Here is a 17934-nt window from a genome sequence, read left to right as displayed (position 1 = left end):
TTATTCAAAATGAAGAATTCCAAAATGCTGGAATTCATGAAAATTTCCACTGTTTAATTTCCATGCCCACAGTGCTTCTCCTCTGTCGTAATCTATTCTATAAAGATTGGCTTTCCAGTTATCGCCTGATTTTGGTGCAGTTCCTCCAAGTGGTCGGAGCAGATCAAATGGGATAAAAAATTCTCCTGTCCATTGAGAAACAACGGATCCGCTTTCTTTTATTCCTCCGATAACACTGGTTGCATGCACTACTTTACGCTTCTCTGACTGTTCAAAGGGATGCCAGCTGTTTAAATCGCCTTCCGTATTAAAAATAAGCAAAGGTGTTTCATAATTAAGTGGCGATAATTCATATTCAAAATAATGGGTGCGGGTAGTGTCTGGTTGCAGAAAAAGTTCAATTACATCCTCCTTGTACAATGCGGCCCGATCTTCTTTTAATGTACTGGTAAGCAAACTGTCTGTGCAACGGTAAATTGCATACAGACCATTGGACGAATAGAGCAACTTAAATTCAGTAGTGTAATCGGATGGGTAGTTGGGTAAAGATGTCAGGCTGGTCCATTCAGTTGCATTCCAATTGACGGAATTACCAGCTCCATTAACTACAAAATCATCCGTTTTTTTCACCAGATAACCAGTTGGTTCTTTTTCCTTATGCTGACAGGCCAGCAGGAAGAAAAAGGCAAACAGGATGCTTGCCTGCAATTGGCTGCTTTTATGGTGTTGTGCGGAAAGCATCCGGGAACCATTTTTCTGCGTTTAAGCGATAAATTTTATCAACGATGGTTTTGGGCAGGTGCAATGCCTGAAAGGACCCGTCAATTTCCGGCGCCTCCATCATGGAGTCGGATGTAAAATACAGCCAGTGCTGTTCCCAGGTTGATTTGCAATAGGTTTTCAATGCTTCCGGATCAGCCGTTTCATCCTGAACAATATCAGTTGCATAAATTAAACGATCCTGGTATTTGGTGATGAAGTCGATTACTTTCTGCCGATTTTCTTTCGACTGGTATTGTAAATGCGAGATCCGCTCTGCCATATCCAGCGCCATTGTTGGAAAACGATCGAGGTGTTCAGCCATGGCATCCACGCTCCATTCCAGACTTCCAAGGTGTGCGCCATCGAATCGAAGAGAGGGATGTTTTTCCAGTAGGCGGTTTCTGGCATTGATCTGATCTTCATAGGAAGGGAATTCCGGATGTAGGAACATATGGTATTCCGGATGTTTGCTGAAATAATTCCGGTCATTTTTAACCGTCATTTTATCCAGGGGCAGCCAGCAGTTTTTAGGTTCACCCAAATGCCCTACCAGTGTTTTATTTTTGTCCGTAATGAATTTAAAGAGGGTATCCATTCGGGGATGATCGATCATAATGAATTTACCCGCACTGTCTTTCAGTTCCATGCCGATATGCTTCCATACCTTAACGCCTACAGCACCACTATCAAAAGAACTGGCGAGATAGTTCAATTGAGCTTCCTGCCAGTTGGCTGCTTCAAATTCCTTCATATCAAAACTGGTGGTATAGGCAAATCCGCTTTGGTTTCTATGAAGATGAAATAAGGAGTACTGCTGTTGTGTTGAAAGGGATGGATATTCAGGAGCGCCAACATTCAAACTGATTAAATGGAAACCATATTCTTTGGCCAAATTGACCAGGGTAGTGTCGAAGGTATTAACATGAACATGCGCATCAATTTTTTTTACTTCCCTGAACTCGTCCGCTGAATAATATGCATCATCCTGTTTCGATGAGCCTGCATTTGAACAGGATGTAAACAAAACGGAACCGGATAATAAAACCAGTAAACTGGATAGTTGATATCTCATCCTATCGCTGATTAATGATGGTTAATTTTTCTTTTACCAAATCGCTGACTGCATTTATTGCTGGCGGAAATACTATGCGGAGATCAATTTCCGCATTTTCGGTTAAACATGCTTGTAAGGTTTGTATAAAAATATTTTTTATTTCAGTTGCCAGGTTGATTTTACAGATACCATTTTTCACGGCAGCCTGGAGAGCCGTTGCTGGAATTCCGGATCCACCGTGTAATACCAGTGGAATGCCTGTTTTTTCCCGGATAGCTGCCAGTAATTCAATGTCCAGTTTGGGCTCCTGTTTATAAAAGCCATGTGCTGAACCGATTGCTACAGCAAGTGCATGAACACCGGTTGCTTCAACGAACTGTTTGGCTTCATCCGGATCAGTAAAACCAACCTGATCGGTTGATTGGCCGAGTTTGGCAACATAACCCAGTTCGGCTTCCACATTGGCGTTGTATTCAGCGGCCAGATCCACTACCCGTCGGGTGATATTAATATTTTCTTCCATTGGGCGCTCGCTGGCATCGATCATTACCGAATCAAATCCCGCATCAAGGCATTGCTGAATTAAGGAATAAGAGTAGCAATGATCCAGGTGAAGCCATCCTTTTATATTGAATTGCTGCAATCCGGCCCTTGCCATTTTAACAGCAGAGCTCAATCCCATGTAATCGAGTGAGCTCTTTGTTAACTGGAGGATGATAGGCTGTTCCATGGAGGAAGCCGCCTGCAAAATCCCCCTGAGGGTCTCATAATTATAAAAATTGGTTGCCAGAATGGCCTTCCCTTTATTTTGAAAATTAGTAAGTTGTTCTGTAAGATCCGCCGGGTGAATATCAGGCAATCGCTGTGACATCGGTGTAAAGTTTTTGAGTGTTGTTGAAGGCATTGGTGCCACCTGCTGCAGTTGTTGAAAAGGCGCCGCAGGAATTTCCGAATTCCTGGCAATTGTCCAGTGATTCTCCTTTCAGCCATTGATGGATAAAGCCCGCGTTGAAACTGTCGCCTGCACCTATTGCATCAACAAAAGAATTGGATTTTTTTACCGAAAGCAATCGTTGTTTCTGTCCGCTTACTACCATACTTCCCTTTTCTCCCATTTTAACCACCATTATTGTGAGGAGTGGTTCTACAGCGGCAATTGCCCTGGTCAGACTGGTTTCACCTGTTAACAGGCATAGTTCTTTTTCATTAGGAAGAAACAAATCTACCAGTGGTAGTAGTTCAGCAAGTGGAAGGTCCCATCTTTCTTCAGGATCCCATTGGGCATCCAGTGAAGTACTGAGTCCGGCTGCTTTTGCTTTTTTGAAAATGGATAGTATATCTTTTTTGATTCCTGGTTGAAGAAAAAGTGAAGACACATGCAGATGACGACTCTTAAAGATTGCATTCCAGTCGATATCGTTGATATCAAAATTTGCCATTGCGCCGGGATGTGTTAACATGGCACGGTCCTGTCCATAATTCATCACCACTGTGGCCCCCGTTTCTACTTTAGGATCAATCAATATAGTAGCTGTATTAACCTTGCGTTCCTCCAACGACCGAAGAATGAATTGCCCGAATAAATCATTCCCCAGTTTACCCATGAACTGAACACTGGTACCAAGCGCACTCAGGTTCGAAGCGAATATAGCAGATGAGCTACCTAATGATAATTCCATCTGTTGCGCCAGGATTTCTTTCCCGTTTTCCGGAAACCGATCCAGTTTATTAAAGAGCAGATCAATATTGAGTTCGCCAAGAACTGTTACATCAGTGGATTTCATTAACTGGGATAGTTTGATAATATGGATAAATGGTTACTCCTTTTACAACCCTTGTTATTGCCTGGTTTTTTGATGGATTATCCGGTTGCAGGCCTAACTGAATCGATTTGAAGAAAGCAAGCAGCTGTGCCGGTAATACAGCACAGATACATAAAAATACTTCTTCCAGATTACCTGATTCATTTCCCAATTGAATATGTAAATCCAATGGCCGGTTGCCATTGTTTGATTCTTCAAGGCCAATTCTGCAAATTCCTTTCTCCCCACTATTGATTGCGGTTACCAAATCTGTTTCGTATTGGTTCACATAAGGATTATTGGAAAAAAGGTAAACCAGCAAGGTATGAGGATGAACTACTGCCCTTGGACCATGGCGGAATCCCAGGAAAGAGTCAAACTTACAGACAATTTTTCCATCTGTAAGTTCCTGTACTTTCAATTCCGATTCATTGGCAATTGCTTTCATTGGACCAGATCCGAGAAACACTGCCCTGTCAAAAGGCAGGGAGGCAATTTCCTTAATAGGTTGACAATAACTGTTAAGAATTGTTTTACCATAGGTACATAGCTGCTGAATAGTTTCTTTCAATTCAGTCAATTCATGGATTCTGCATATCAGTAAACCGCTCAACAACATCCCGGTAAAGCTGCCGGTCATGGCTAAGCTTTTATCGTCTGCTTCTGAGGGCAGGAGAAATACATGCGATACCCCGTTTTTCAAATCACTGGCCAGTTTGCCATTGGGATTGCAGGTTATTATTAAATGATAGAGAGTGGTACAATGGGAGGCGGCCAATTGTGCAGCAGCCAGACTTTCAGGGGAATCACCCGATCGGGCAAAGGAGACAAGCAAGGTTGGATGACTAGTAAAATGGTGAGCCGGATGGCTTATCAATTCTGTTGTTGCAATTGCAGAGCAGGATTTGCCGGTGGATTGCTGCAGCGGCCCTTCCAATACATTTCCTATAAAAGCGGAGGATCCAGCACCAGTTAAAATGATGCGAAGAGTCGGATGTTCAAATGCCTGGTTAATAAATGCCTCCAACTGATTCCGGCGCTCCAAGGCCAATTCATAAATCCGATTCCATAACCAGGGCTGTTGTAGTATTTCAGTGGCGGTATGCAATGCACCCAACTTCATCAACTCTGTAGTTTCCAGGCCTGCAAGGCAACTTTTCGTTTCTTTTTCAGAAGTCAGGTTATGAAAAGAAGATGACATATTTATATTTCATTTCGTTTCGAAATTATGTTAAAGCTAAATAAAACCTTTCAAAAAATAATATTTTTATTAATTTTATTGTTTCGAAAGCATTTTTTAATAAATAATGAAGCGAAAAAACCTTCGATTGCGATGAATACGCTTATTTTGACAGTGTAAAATGTAAACAAGTGGAAAAATCCGAACATAAGTCAACCGTTCAGCGGCGGGTACTGATACTGGAAAAACTGGAGTCCATGGGTCAGGTAGATGTAACCTCTCTAAGTAAGGATCTTCAGGTCAGTGAGGTTACGATTCGAAACGATTTGAAACGTCTGGAACAGAAAAATGCACTGATCAGAGCAAGGGGCGGAGCCATTAAAGTAGACCGGGTAGGGATTGATTTTACACTTTCGGATAAGAACAAACAGCATCTTGATGAAAAGAAACGGATCGGGAAACTGGCCTCTTCTCTTATCGAAGATGGTGATACCATAATCCTTGATTCAGGAACAACCACCATGGAAATTGCCCGTAATCTGGGATCCATTTCTGATCTGACAGTAATAACCAATGCGCTGAATATAGCCAACCAAATGGCGGAGCATCCCAAGGCCAATGTAATTATTCCCGGTGGCTTTTTGAGGAAAAATTCATTATCCCTGGTTGGTGCAACAGCAGAAGAAAGTTTCAAGAATTATTTCTGTGATAAGCTTTTTCTGGCTGTAGACGGATTCAGTGTGAGTCATGGTTTATCAACACCCAATGTGGAAGAGGCACATCTTAATCGGATTATGATGTCCATCTCCAAACAGGTAATTGTAGTAGCTGATTCAAGTAAATTCCATAAACGAAGTTTTGCTTTCATTGCCCCTGTGACTGAAATCGATGTTATTGTGACGGATGCAGGCATCCCTGCAGAAGATCAGAAAAAACTCGAAAATGCCGGGATCCAGGTGATGATAGTTTAATCCCAACGAATGACACATATAAACAAACGACCATGGCTCTTATACGCCCTGGTAACAACGCTCTTCTGGGGCGTATGGGGGGCTTTTATTGAAATTCCGGAAAAAGCCGGCTTCCCCGCCACATTAGGTTATGTGGTTTGGGCACTGACGATGATTCCCTGTGCCCTCTTTGCCCTCCGTCGAATCAACTGGAAACTCAACACAGAAACTAAAAATATAGGGTATGGCCTGCTGGTTGGATTAACTGGTGCAGGCGGACAACTTCTCCTTTTTCAGGCACTTCGTGACGGACCTGCATACATTGTATTTCCGATCATTTCCCTTTTTCCTGTGGTTACGATTTTTCTCTCCATGCTTTTTTTGCGGGAGCGCGCAGGTGGTAAAGCAAAAATTGGAATTGTACTTGCCCTGGTTGCCATCGTTTTGCTGTCTTATCAGCCACCCAGTCAGAATAGTTTCAACTCGTATTTGTGGCTGGTCCTGGCCGCCCTTGTTTTTTTTATGTGGGGTATCCAGGCTTATGTGATGAAAGTGGCCAATTCCACTATGGAAGCAGAATCCCTGTTTTTCTACATGGCAGTGGCCGGTGTTTTGCTGAGTCCTGTCGCACTTTATATGACTGATTTTTCGGTTCCTGTCAATTGGGGTTGGAAAGGATCCGGAATGGCTGCGGGCATTCATCTTTTGAATTCCATCGGTGCGCTTACGCTTGTGTATGCCTTAAGGTACGGGAAAGCAATAATAGTTGTACCCCTTACCGGATTATCCCCTGTAATTACTATTCTGATTTCATTATTGATTTATAGTGTGGTTCCGCATCCGGTGACACTGGTTGGACTGGTGATTGCCGTACTTGCCATTTACCTGATTACTGAATAAAACCCTTTTTATGCAGATCAAATTCCAATCCATTTCCAGATCCGGTTATATATTGTTGGGATCCTGTTTGGCTGGTCTAATCGGAATTCATTGTACCAGTCCGGGTGCCGCTACCCAGAGCGATCCCTTCCAACCTTATTCAGGAACTGTTCCGGAATCCTCCATCCGTTTTGAAATGCTGCCCATACCTGCCGGAAAAGCAACTATTGGTAGTCCGGCTGGGGAAAAAGGAAGAAAACCCGACGAAGGGCCGGTTCATACCGTACAGATTGATGCTTTCTGGATGGGACGATATGAGGTTACCTGGGATGAATTTGAACGTTTTGTGGGAGCAGAAAATGTAGATGCCGTTACCAAACCTTCCCCTGCTTTTACCGATATGAGTTTTGGAATGGGTAAAGCAGGATATCCTGCCATTAATATTACCCAGCATGCCGCCCTCTACTATTGCAAATGGCTGACTGAAAAAACAGGACAGTTTTACCGGCTTCCTACCGAAGCGGAGTGGGAATATGCCTGCAGAGCAGGTTCTTCTACCGCCTATTACTTCGGTGATGATGCAGCTGAATTGGCAGACTATGCCTGGTACAGCAAAAACAGTAAGGAAAAATACCAGCAACCCGGACAGAAAAAACCCAATAAATGGGGATTGCATGATATGCATGGAAATGTGGCAGAATGGACACTGGACCAGTATCTGCCGGAATTTTATTCAAGTGCTGCTGCCAGTAAACCCAATGCATGGGCAGAACCTACTAAATTATACCCGCATTCGGTTAGAGGCGGATCCTGGGATGATGGTCCGGCTGATTTGCGGTCTGCCGCCCGTAAAGGCTCAGATCCCTCCTGGAAACAACGAGATCCTCAGTTGCCAAAAAGCAATTGGTGGATGACGGATGCGTCTTTTGTAGGTTTCCGGATCGTCCGGCCTCTCAAAAAACCAAGCCCCAAAGAAATTAAAAACTACTTTAAACAGGCGATCCAGGATTTATAAAAATTTTCGAAACCTTATTTTTATTGTTTCGAAACCTTAATTAATAATAATTTAGGAGTAAATTGCTTCGATGGAACCAAAAAAAAATTCGGCGTTTAATGGTATAGCCAGCTGGTTGCACCTGATGGGACCGGGTTTGATTACTGCTGCGCTGGTTTTTGGTCCCAGTAAAATGACCATTACTTCCAAACTGGGGGCACTTTATTCCACGGATCTTCTCTGGATTGTTTTGATTGCCACCCTGTTCATGATTTTATTTACCAGTATGGCCGCCCGAATCGGACTGGCTTCTCCACATACAGTACTGCAGTTATTAGCTATGAAATGGGGGCGATGGGCATCCGTTTTGGTTGGTGCCGGTGTTTTTTTGGTTTGTTCCTCGTTTCAGGCGGGAAATGCAGTTGGTGTTGGAATCGCTTTGGCAGAGTTAACCGGATCGGAACCAGAGCCCTGGATAATAGGATTTACAGTAATAAGTATTGCTCTGCTGTTTTTTAAATCCTTCTATAAAGTACTGGAAAAGCTGATGATTTTTCTGATTCTTATGATGCTGGCTTCTTTTGTGATGACCTTGTTCTGGTCACCTCCATCGCTTCAACTGATCGGCAAGGGATTTCAGTTCAGGTTGCCGACCGGTTCTCAGGGATTGGTAATTGCATTTATAGCTTCCAGTTTTTCTTTGGTGGGTGCCTTGTATCAGGCTTATCTGGTGCAGGAAAGAAAACGGGTGCGTCCGGATACAGCGGGACAAACCAATGGAACTGTAGCCGGCATTATTTTACTCGGACTGATGAGCAGTATCTCCTTACTGGCAGCGGCCAATATTTTGTATCCCCGTCAGATCAATCCGCAGTCTGCCAGTGATATGGGCAAAGCACTGGAACCTTTGTTTGGATCAAAAGCTTCCGCCATATTTCTGGTAGGCTTATTTGGTGCCGGATTCTCTTCACTGGTAGGAAATGCCACCGTTGGCGGATCCCTTTTATCAGATGGATTGGGATGGGGCGGACAGTTTAAAGATACCCGTACCCGCCTGCTGATTGCGGCAATCATGCTTATTGGAGCTTCGGTAGCCATCCTGTTTGGGAAACTACCCCTCCAGCTCATCGTGTTTGCACAAAGTATTACAATATTTATTGTACCAATAATCGGACTGGCACTTTATCTGATTGCGAACGATGCCTCCATTATGGGCACTGCAAAAAACAAGGGATGGCAGCAGCTGGCGGGACTACTCGGTTTGTTGCTCATCCTTACATTGGCCGCATTGAATTTTAAGTCCTGGTTTTTAAACTAAATGAATTTTTCACTCATGACAAAAACGGAAGAACACTATCATTCCTTATTGGAACCATCACCAGCTCTTTTAAAAGATATTGCTGCCATTGATGGAGATATTATGATTCTTGGAGCTGGCGGGAAGATGGGACCGGCTCTGGCAGAACTGCTGGCAAAAACAGTTCAGGCTGCAGGAATAAATAAAAAAATTGCCGCTGCCTCCCGGTTTTCTGAAGCCGGTTTAAAGGAGAAGCTGGACGCATTCGGGATTACCACCTATGCCGTGGATTTGCTGGATGATCAGCAATTGCAATCCTTGCCGGAAATGCCCAACCTTTTATATCTGGCCGGACAAAAATTCGGTACCACAGGAAAAGAATCCTTTACCTGGGCAATGAACAGTTACCTGCCGGCAAGAGTGGGAGAAAAGTATAAAAATTCAAGGATAGTGGCTTTTTCTACCGGAAATGTGTACCCGCTTTCTCCGGTTGCAAAAGGCGGATTGGATGAATCAAATCCGCCTGCGCCATTGGGTGAGTATGCGCAATCCTGTTTAGGAAGGGAGCGTCTTTTTGAATATATCTCCTCGAAATACGGGACAAAGGTGTTGCTCTACAGGTTGAATTATGCTATTGATCTGTCTTATGGTGTTTTGCTGGAGATCGCCAAAAAAGTAAAAAATGAAGAGGCCATTGATATCCGAATGGGGCATGTAAATGTAATCTGGCAGGGGGATGCCAATGAGATGGCCATCCGTAGTTTATTACATTGTTCCAATCCGCCTGCTAAACTGAATATAACAGGCCCCGAAACGGTTGCTGTTGAATGGATCGCAGAACAGTTTGGTCAACGTTTTGGGAAGGAGCCCGTATTGGTGGGTGAGCCCGCACCAACTGCATTACTCAGCAATGCTGCAAAATCCTTTGGGTTATTTGGCTATCCGAGAGTGAGTCTGTTACAAATGATTGATCTTACTACCAACTGGTTATTAGAAGGAGGAGCAACCGTATATAAGCCAACCCATTTTCAGGAAAGAGAGGGACGTTATTAATTTATCGTATTATAATAGGAATGCATGAACAGTGAGCAGCAATCGGCCGGATGGTTACAACATTTACGAGCAGGGAAAGTTATTCCGGCACTACCCCTGGCGCTAACAGAATCACTTCAGATTGATCAGCCTGCACAGGAAAGATTGATCCGGTATTATATGGCCAGTGGCGCAGGCGGACTGGCAGTAGGTGTACATACCACGCAGTTTGAAATCAGGGATCCGGCATTTAATTTATTGGAACCGATTTTCAAAATGGCTGCTGAAGAAATTGAGAGAAATCCGCGGTCTGTTGATTTTATAAAAGTAGCGGGGATTTGCGGACCAACCGAACAGGCATTGAAAGAAGCACAACTGGCAGTGAACTATGGATTTCATATCGGACTGCTGAGTATGGGAGGATTACCTGATTATTCAGAAGCAGATTTGTTGGAAAGAACAAAAGCAATTGCAGCGATTCTGCCGGTATTTGGATTTTATTTGCAGCCTGCGGTGGGTGGAAGAGTATTGAGTTATTCCTTCTGGTCGGCATTTGCGGAAATTCCCAATGTAGTGGCCATTAAAATTGCTGCTTTCAATCGCTATCAGACATTGGATGTGGTACGGGCAGTTGCATACAGTAAGCGAAATCCGGAGATTAGTTTGTATACCGGGAACGATGATAATATCGTGGCAGATCTGCTCACCACCTATCGGTTCAAAATCAATGGTAAAATAGTGGAGAAGAAATTCTCAGGTGGATTGTTGGGGCATTGGGCCGTATGGACAAGCAAGGCGGTTGAATTGTTAGCGAGGATTAAAGACTGCCGGACGAATGCTGCAGAAAACTATGCTGAATTATTAACGATTGGTGCAGCAGTAACGGATATGAATGCTGTTGTGTTTGATGCAGCCAATAAATTCAAAGGATGTATTGCCGGGATTCATGAAGTATTGCGGCGGCAGGGATTACTGAATGGAATTTATTGTCTGAGTCCGGAGGAGAAATTATCACCCGGACAAGCAGAAGAATTGGATCGGGTGGCTGCGGCCTATCCGGAATGGACGGATGATGAATTTGCAAAATCAGTTGAATAAAATACAAGTCAGGAATTATGCGTAAAATACTTTTCCTTTTGTGCTGCTGTCCTTTTTTAAGTATAGCACAGGGTGTTAAAAAAGTTGATATCTGTATATATGGCGGCAACTCAGCCGGCATAATTGCAGCGTATACCGCCAGTAAAATGGGGAAGTCGGTAGTGGTGATTGAACCGGGCAAACGGATCGGCGGGTTAACAACAGGCGGACTTGGCTATACGGATATCGGTAACAAGTTTGCGGTAACGGGTTTGTCGCTTGATTTTTACCGAAGGATCGGAGCCTATTATGGAAAATTTGAATCCTGGTTATTTGAGCCGAAAGTGGCACTCGCCACCTTTGATTCTTATGTGAAAAGAGGGAATATTGAAATCCTGTATGAATCGACTCTCATTGATTTAACCAAAGAGGAGGGATTCATCCGGGAAATTCAGGTAGCTGATCCAAATAATCAGGCTGCAGCGAAGCGACGTATTCAGTCGAAGGTATTTTTGGATTGCAGTTATGAGGGCGATCTGATGGCAAAGGCAGGAGTATCTTATATAGTTGGAAGGGAAGCGAATGTAAAATACGGCGAAACCTACAATGGAGTACAGGTGCATCAATACCATCAGTTTGCAGATGGTATTGATCCGTATAAAATTCCGGGTGATACAACCAGTGGATTATTATGGGGCATAAGTGCTGCTTCTCTTGCTCCGATTGGTTCAGGAGATAAAATGGTACAGGCCTATAATTATCGGATCTGTTTAACGAACCAGCCGGAGAACCGGATTCCCATAACCAAACCGGAAGATTACCAGCCGGAGCGTTATGAATTATTACTGCGTCATCTTCAGAAAACTCCCGCAGCCAGTTTAAGTCCGATTTTGAAAATGGACCTGATGCCGAATAACAAAACGGATATCAATAACAATGGCCCATTTTCGACGGATATGATTGGAGAAAATTATGCGTATCCGGAGGCGGATTATGCAACACGAAAAGCCATCGAAATAAAACATACCAACTATATTAAGGGCCTATTGTATTTTATCGGAAATGATGTACGGATGCCGGAGCATTTAAGGAATGAAATGCAAACCTGGGGTTATCCAAAGGATGAATACCCGGAGTCGAATCATTGGACACCTCAGTTATATGTAAGGGAAGCCAGAAGAATGATTGGTGCATATGTTATGACACAGGCCAATTGCCAGGGGAAAGAAATAGTGAAAGATGGAGTTGGGATGGCCGCTTATACGATGGATTCACACAATACACAACGTCTGGTTATCAATGGCATGGTAAAGAATGAGGGAGATGTGCAGATAGGAGGGTTTGGACCTTATCCAATCAGTTACAGGTCGCTTATTCCAAGGAAGGAAGAGTGTAAAAATTTATTGGTTCCGGTTTGTTTAAGCGCCAGTCATATTGCCTATGGCTCCATCCGGATGGAACCGGTATTTATGGTATTGGGGCAATCAGCAGCTGTAGCAGCAGCCATGGCTATTAATGAAACAAAGGCTGTGCAGGATATCAATATTGCAGTTTTACAGGCTGAGTTGAAACGAAATCCGCTGGCGGATGGATCCAAGCCGGAAATCCTGTTGGATAATGATAATAAAGCGAGGGTTAAGGTAGAAGGAGAATGGAAGCCGGTGCAGCATATTGGTTTTGGAAAAGATTTGCTTGAGATAAGGGATGCGTCTACCACCCGACGGGTAATTTATCAGCCAGAATTATCCAGGAGTGGGAAATACGAGCTGTATGTATATCTGTTACCAAAACATCCGAACCATATCAGTACGATGAACTGGATTGTTTGGGATGGAAAAAAATCGCAGATAGTGTCCGTGGATTTAGCAGCCATTGAAGTAAGCGGACAAACATCCGGTATCTGGCACCGGATAGGAGAATTTAAATTGTCACCGGGTTCAAAAATTACGCTGGAGGGCACAGGTGAGAAAGGCCTGTTGCTGGCCGATGCGGTGTTGTTGAAACCGCTGCAATAAAAAAAGTCGCCTTCCGAAGAAGACGACCGTGGTTGATGCGAAATTCTACTTCTTAGTAACCAGGATTCTGTTCCAATAGGCCTTTATTACGGTCAATTTCAGTTTGTGGAATTGGCCAGTATTCATATTTTTCTTCGTATTTGAGTTGGATATCAGGAAATACCGGATTGGGTGCAAATCCATTGATTTTTTCCTTGGCAATACCCCATCTTCTCAAGTCAAAATAACGAATTCCTTCGAGGGGCAATTCCACTCTTCGTTCATGACGGATACGCTCTCTCATTTCTGCCTGAGATAAACCTGTTGGAAGAGCGGGCATTTCAACACCAGGCCGATCGCGGACTTCATTTACCTGCTGATAAACACTTGCATCCGGACCTGCGGCTTCATTTTGTGCTTCCGCATAGAGTAGTTTTATATCGGCATACCGAAGCAAAACGTAATCATTATCGCCCTGTAATCCATAATCAGGATTACGAACTCCAGGGGTCAGCCATTTTTTTGGAATGTAAAAATTAGCAGGCCATTCGCCTGAACCAGGGGAAGCTACTGCCGGATCGTCAAAAGGCCAACCCTTATCAGCACCATCCCCGGCAAAGAACCAGGTCATGGTTAAACGGGGATCACCTTCTTCATATTCATCAATCAGGTTTTGTGTACCGGCAAAACCACCCCAACGGTGCATAGCAACATTTAAGGCAGCATCTGCATGTACTATATTGGGTGCCAGAAAAACAACAGAAAACATTATTTCCGGACTGGTCCGCTGACCGGCTTTATAAAAATTCGCAGCATAATTTGTATGCAGACTGAATTTATTCCCATCAATTATTTGTTTTGCTGTTGCTGCTGCCGTAGCAAATTGTTTCAATTCCATCAGGGCCCGCACTTTATATCCCAAGGCTGTAGCTTTTACAGCATGCCCTGTTGTGTATCCAACATCGGGTAAGCCCGCAATGGCGATATCCAGTTCATCTAATACAAATTCAAGTATCGCTGTTTTTGATGCTTTGGCAATTCCCTTATTGAAATCAAGTGTAAAGGGATCTTCTGTTATCAATGGAACATTCCCATAGAGTTGTGCAAGGTAGAGATAATTAAATGCGCGAAGAAAATGCGCTTCTGCCTTGTATTGAGTAAGCTTATCGCCAGTCAAAACTTTATCTACATTGGCAAGAAAACTATTAATGGCCGCCAGTGCCCGATAGTTGTTGGCGTAATAATTGGCTACATAACCCCCACTATTGGGTGTAATTCCGGATGATGTAGCAGCCCGGCCACCACCATAATCATGTTGGGAATAAACATCGTCGGTATATCCGTCCCATCCCATGATTTCATATTGAGAACATCCCCAGTTACCACCGGTCGCATAAAGATAATTGTACAGTCCAGTTAGTGCGAGGTCTGCGTCTTTTTCTGATTTCCAGAAAACAGTGGTGGATAACTGATCACGGGGATTTACATCCAGCAAATCTTTCTTACAGCTGGTACTTAGTGTTGCAGCTGCAATGCCGGCGAATAAAAATTTATGTAAGATTTTCATACTAGTTTTTTTATCATTTAGAATTGAACCATGGCTCCAAAAGTGAAGGTGCGGAGTTGGGGATATGTAACATAGTTGCCATCGCCTACGCGTTCAGGATCCAGTCCCGGAAATTTGCTGATGGTGAAAACATTGTCCGCAGTGAAATAGAGCCGGGCTGATTTCATAGTGAGCTTTTTCAGAATTGCTCCCGGTAATGTATAGCCGAGTTGTATGTTTTTGAGTCTCATAAAGGAAGCGTCTTTCAGGAAATAGGTGGAGGCATAACTCTGTACCGGCGCATATCCGTCTGCGACATAAATACGTGGCATGGTGTTGCTGGGATTGTCCGGTGTCCAGCGATTGCGCCAGTCAGTAGTTGGCAGAGACCCCTGGCGGAAAGGTTCAATTCCCCATCCGTTGACATAGATTTTTTGTCCGGCTGAGCCATACAGTTGCGCACTGAAATCAAATTGTTTGAAGGTGAGTCCAAGATTCATGGCATATTGAAAACTTGGATATTTACCATCCACTCTTGTGCGATCCAAATCATTGATAATTCCATTGTTGTCGAGGTCCCGGATTTTTAGGTCGCCAGGTCTGGGAGTAACCGGTTGAGTGGGCGATTTGTCAATTTCTTCCTGACTTTGAAAAATACCGTCCCATATATATAAATAATAGGCATCCAGCTCCATACCTTCTTTCCGAATATTACGACCAATAATATCGGTACTGCCATAATCTTCTATGGTGTTTTTATAACGCTGAATATTTCCTCCGATAAAATAGCCAAGATCTTTATTGATTTGGTCACGATACTGTACAGCGAGCTCAAAACCTTTATCGCGAACGGATCCATTATTTATGGTTGGAGCATTGAGACCAACCCACAATGGAATCTGCGCCTCCCGCAAAATATCATAGGTGCTTTTGTTATACCAATCAGCAATTACCGTCAGTTTATTATTAAATGCGGTAAGGTCTAGTCCGATATCAAATACGCTGGCAGATTCCCAGATCAGGGATGGATCTACTAAAGTAGATGCCGAGTAACCAGGTTGTACAGAGCCATTGAAAGCATAATCTCTGTTTTGTAAGGTGGCCTGGTAAGGGTAGATGCCGATATTCTGGTTGCCGAGTTTTCCATAAGAAGCTCTTATTTTCAGATCATTCAGCCATTTTACATTCATCAGGAAATTTTCATTACTCAGGCGCCAGGCGGCAGATGCGGAATAGAACCAGCCTCTCCGGGTGTCTGCCGGAAGTCTGGATGTTCCATCATTGCGCAAGCTGAATCCAACCAGGTATTTGTCCTGATAATCATAGTTTACATTTCCATAGTAGGAGCGAAGTGCCCATTCATTGGAACTGCCGCTGTTGGTCATTCCATTGGTGGGGCCTGCATTCAGTTCTCTCAGAATATTGGTGGTAAACTGATTCCGGAATGCATTGATATTGCTGGCAACATTATGTTCTTCCTGATAACCAGCGAAACCGCTGATGGAATGTTCGCCAAAGCCTCTTTTATAATTGAACTGGCTATAAAATACGGTATAGATATTATCATCCCGTCCAACATCCAATCCGGGTGAACCTACATCGAGATTGCCAGCCGGACTCATATCATTATAATAGAAAAGCTGAACGGTAGGACGGAAATCATTGTATTTGCCTGCAGCATAATTGGCACCGGCACGGGTTTCCCAGGTTAACCCTTTAAATAATTGTACTTCCATATTCAGGTTCCCCTGCAGGTAATAGGATTCTGTTTGACGGGTGGCTCCTTCATGCACAATAGCAATAGCATTTTTATTTCCCTGCTCATTGGGGAAAGCCCGTTTAATCCAACGGCCATCCGGTGCTCTGGGTGGATACAGGGGAGATTGCGCCAACGTAGATAAAAACTGATCTCCGGCACCCTGGCGCGGATTGTTTTTATTTCCGTATTGCATCTGGATATTGGATCCAATGGTAATACGTTTATTGATTTTGGAACTGAGGCCGAAATCCAGGGTATATTTTTTAAAATCAAACCCGATCATTGTGCCTGGCTGATCAGTTAAACCAATTCCTACATGATAAGAAGTGCCTTCCTTCCCACCACTCAGATTAAGATAATGGTTCTGGACTATAGCGGTCTGAAACAAATCATTCAGCCAATTGTGGTTGGGATATTGAACCCGATCTGTAGCATTCCGATATAAATCAATCTGTGCCTGGGTATATTGAGGTTGCAATCCGGAATTGGTGCGCGCCTCATTGTATAATTCCATATACTCGGCAGAGTTGGTAATTACATCTGGTAAGGAGGTAGCATTGGTAATTCCCAGATTATAATTGTAACTCAGGGAGAAACCATTGCCTCCTTTTTTTGTTTTCACTACAATAACTCCGTTTGCACCTCGTGAACCATAAATAGCGGCCGATGCTGCATCTTTTAATACACTAATCGATTCTATATCATTGGGATTTAAAGCCGTAATACTTCCTGGCAAGCCATCCACTATTATAAGTGGAGAACTTCCTGCTCCACTAAATGTGCCGACACCTCGAATACGAAAATTTACATTCTCCGCTCCGGGTTCGCCTGATCCCTGAATTACCTGTAAACCGGGTAATTGTCCCTGTAACAGGGTGGCAGGATTGGTTGCAACCCGTTGGTTGAGTGTTTCACCACTCACCGTTGAAACAGCGCCGGTTATTTTACGACGACTCTGTGTGCCATAACCAACCACCACTACATCAGATAATTCATTATTACTTGCCTGTAGTGATATGGAAATGGCTGTTTGTGATTTAATTGAAACAGTCTGTGATACAAACCCAACATAACTGAATGTGAGTTTTCCGGTTTCCTCAGCGGTAATGGAGTATTCTCCATTATCATTTGTATAAACACCTTCACCTTTATCATTAAAAACACTGACATTGCTAAGTGGACTTCCTTTGCTATCCGTTACTCTTCCTTTGATCGTAATGTCCTGCAATAGGGAAGCAATGGTTGAACGGATAGCAATCAGGTTATTTGTAATTTGTTTATGGCTTAGGTTGGATTTGGAAAGTAAACTATCCAACACCAGTTCAAGTGGTACATTTCGGGCAGAAAAACTGATCAGTTTGTTTTCCTCCAGAACAAAATTGCTGTACACAAACCGGTATTCGGTTTTTCGTTCCAATAGCCGTAAAGCTTCCGTTAACGGAATTTTGTTAAAATCGACCGTCACCTTTTTCTGGGAATAGGATTTGGCCGAGACTTGCAGGGTGGCGGCTAGCAGCAGCAGGGCAGTCAGTTTCATGATTCTCATCATTTTGGTTAGTCCGGGCCTGCTTGGAGGCGGACTAAACATTAGGCAGTAAATTTTCATAC

General features: G+C 43.5%; 14 protein-coding genes. 7 read left to right on the top strand and 7 right to left on the bottom strand.

Annotated elements, in window-relative coordinates:
• The 5 genes from B2746_RS18835 to B2746_RS18815 are packed head-to-tail and all read right to left on the bottom strand — an operon-like array spanning position 1 to position 4819.
• Complete coding sequence (locus B2746_RS18835) at positions 1–741, bottom strand: carbohydrate-binding family 9-like protein (RefSeq protein ID WP_290797421.1); 741 nt, start codon at positions 739–741, stop codon at positions 1–3.
• Positions 719–1834 carry an amidohydrolase family protein gene (locus tag B2746_RS18830; protein WP_290797418.1) on the bottom strand — a complete coding sequence of 372 codons (1116 nt, stop codon included), beginning with the start codon at positions 1832–1834 and terminating at the stop codon, positions 719–721. Before B2746_RS18830 ends, B2746_RS18835 begins: the two co-directional genes overlap by 23 nt.
• Before the next feature lies 1 nt (position 1835).
• Positions 1836–2687, bottom strand: a complete 852-nt coding sequence (locus B2746_RS18825; RefSeq protein WP_290797415.1) for a class II fructose-bisphosphate aldolase — start codon at positions 2685–2687, stop codon at positions 1836–1838.
• Positions 2668–3600: a carbohydrate kinase family protein gene (locus B2746_RS18820; protein ID WP_290797412.1), complete on the bottom strand. Its 933-nt coding sequence runs from the start codon at positions 3598–3600 to the stop codon at positions 2668–2670. The genes B2746_RS18825 and B2746_RS18820 overlap by 20 nt, the downstream gene beginning before the upstream one ends.
• Positions 3587–4819 carry an SIS domain-containing protein gene (locus B2746_RS18815; protein WP_290797409.1) on the bottom strand — a complete coding sequence of 411 codons (1233 nt, stop codon included), beginning with the start codon at positions 4817–4819 and terminating at the stop codon, positions 3587–3589. The genes B2746_RS18820 and B2746_RS18815 overlap by 14 nt, the downstream gene beginning before the upstream one ends.
• A 170-nt stretch (positions 4820–4989) precedes the next feature.
• On the opposite strand from B2746_RS18815, the gene agaR reads away from it, so the two are divergent.
• The 7 genes from agaR (at position 4990) to B2746_RS18780 (ending at position 13042) form a co-directional block, all read left to right on the top strand.
• Positions 4990–5769, top strand: a complete 780-nt coding sequence (gene agaR / locus B2746_RS18810; protein WP_290797406.1) for a transcriptional repressor AgaR — start codon at positions 4990–4992, stop codon at positions 5767–5769.
• A 9-nt stretch (positions 5770–5778) separates the two neighbouring features.
• Positions 5779–6648 (top strand): DMT family transporter, encoded by an 870-nt coding sequence (locus tag B2746_RS18805; RefSeq protein ID WP_290797404.1) that lies wholly within the window; start codon positions 5779–5781, stop codon positions 6646–6648.
• Between the two features lie 10 nt (positions 6649–6658).
• Positions 6659–7642 (top strand): formylglycine-generating enzyme family protein, encoded by a 984-nt coding sequence (locus B2746_RS18800; protein ID WP_290797398.1) that lies wholly within the window; start codon positions 6659–6661, stop codon positions 7640–7642.
• A gap of 70 nt (positions 7643–7712) precedes the next feature.
• On the top strand, positions 7713–8939 hold the full coding sequence (locus tag B2746_RS18795) for an Nramp family divalent metal transporter (RefSeq protein WP_290797396.1): 1227 nt from the start codon (positions 7713–7715) through the stop codon (positions 8937–8939).
• A gap of 15 nt (positions 8940–8954) precedes the next feature.
• Complete coding sequence (locus tag B2746_RS18790; RefSeq protein ID WP_290797395.1) at positions 8955–9971, top strand: NAD-dependent epimerase/dehydratase family protein; 1017 nt, start codon at positions 8955–8957, stop codon at positions 9969–9971.
• Positions 9972–9995: 24 nt separating this feature from the next.
• Entirely contained in the window at positions 9996–11048 is a 1053-nt protein-coding gene (locus B2746_RS18785) for a dihydrodipicolinate synthase family protein (protein ID WP_290797392.1), read from the top strand.
• 17 nt (positions 11049–11065) lie between these two features.
• Positions 11066–13042: an FAD-dependent oxidoreductase gene (locus tag B2746_RS18780; protein ID WP_290797389.1), complete on the top strand. Its 1977-nt coding sequence runs from the start codon at positions 11066–11068 to the stop codon at positions 13040–13042.
• A 52-nt stretch (positions 13043–13094) separates the two neighbouring features.
• Here the strand turns inward: B2746_RS18780 and B2746_RS18775 are convergent, their stop codons facing one another.
• Positions 13095–14588, bottom strand: a complete 1494-nt coding sequence (locus B2746_RS18775) for a RagB/SusD family nutrient uptake outer membrane protein (RefSeq protein ID WP_290797386.1) — start codon at positions 14586–14588, stop codon at positions 13095–13097.
• A 17-nt stretch (positions 14589–14605) separates the two neighbouring features.
• Positions 14606–17932 carry a SusC/RagA family TonB-linked outer membrane protein gene (locus B2746_RS18770; RefSeq protein WP_290797368.1) on the bottom strand — a complete coding sequence of 1109 codons (3327 nt, stop codon included), beginning with the start codon at positions 17930–17932 and terminating at the stop codon, positions 14606–14608.
• Positions 17933–17934 lie beyond the last annotated feature (2 nt).

Source organism: Flavihumibacter sp. UBA7668, assembly GCF_002483205.1.
Classification (GTDB): Bacteria; Bacteroidota; Bacteroidia; order Chitinophagales; family Chitinophagaceae; genus Flavihumibacter.
This window is presented reverse-complemented; position numbering and strand designations above follow the sequence as displayed.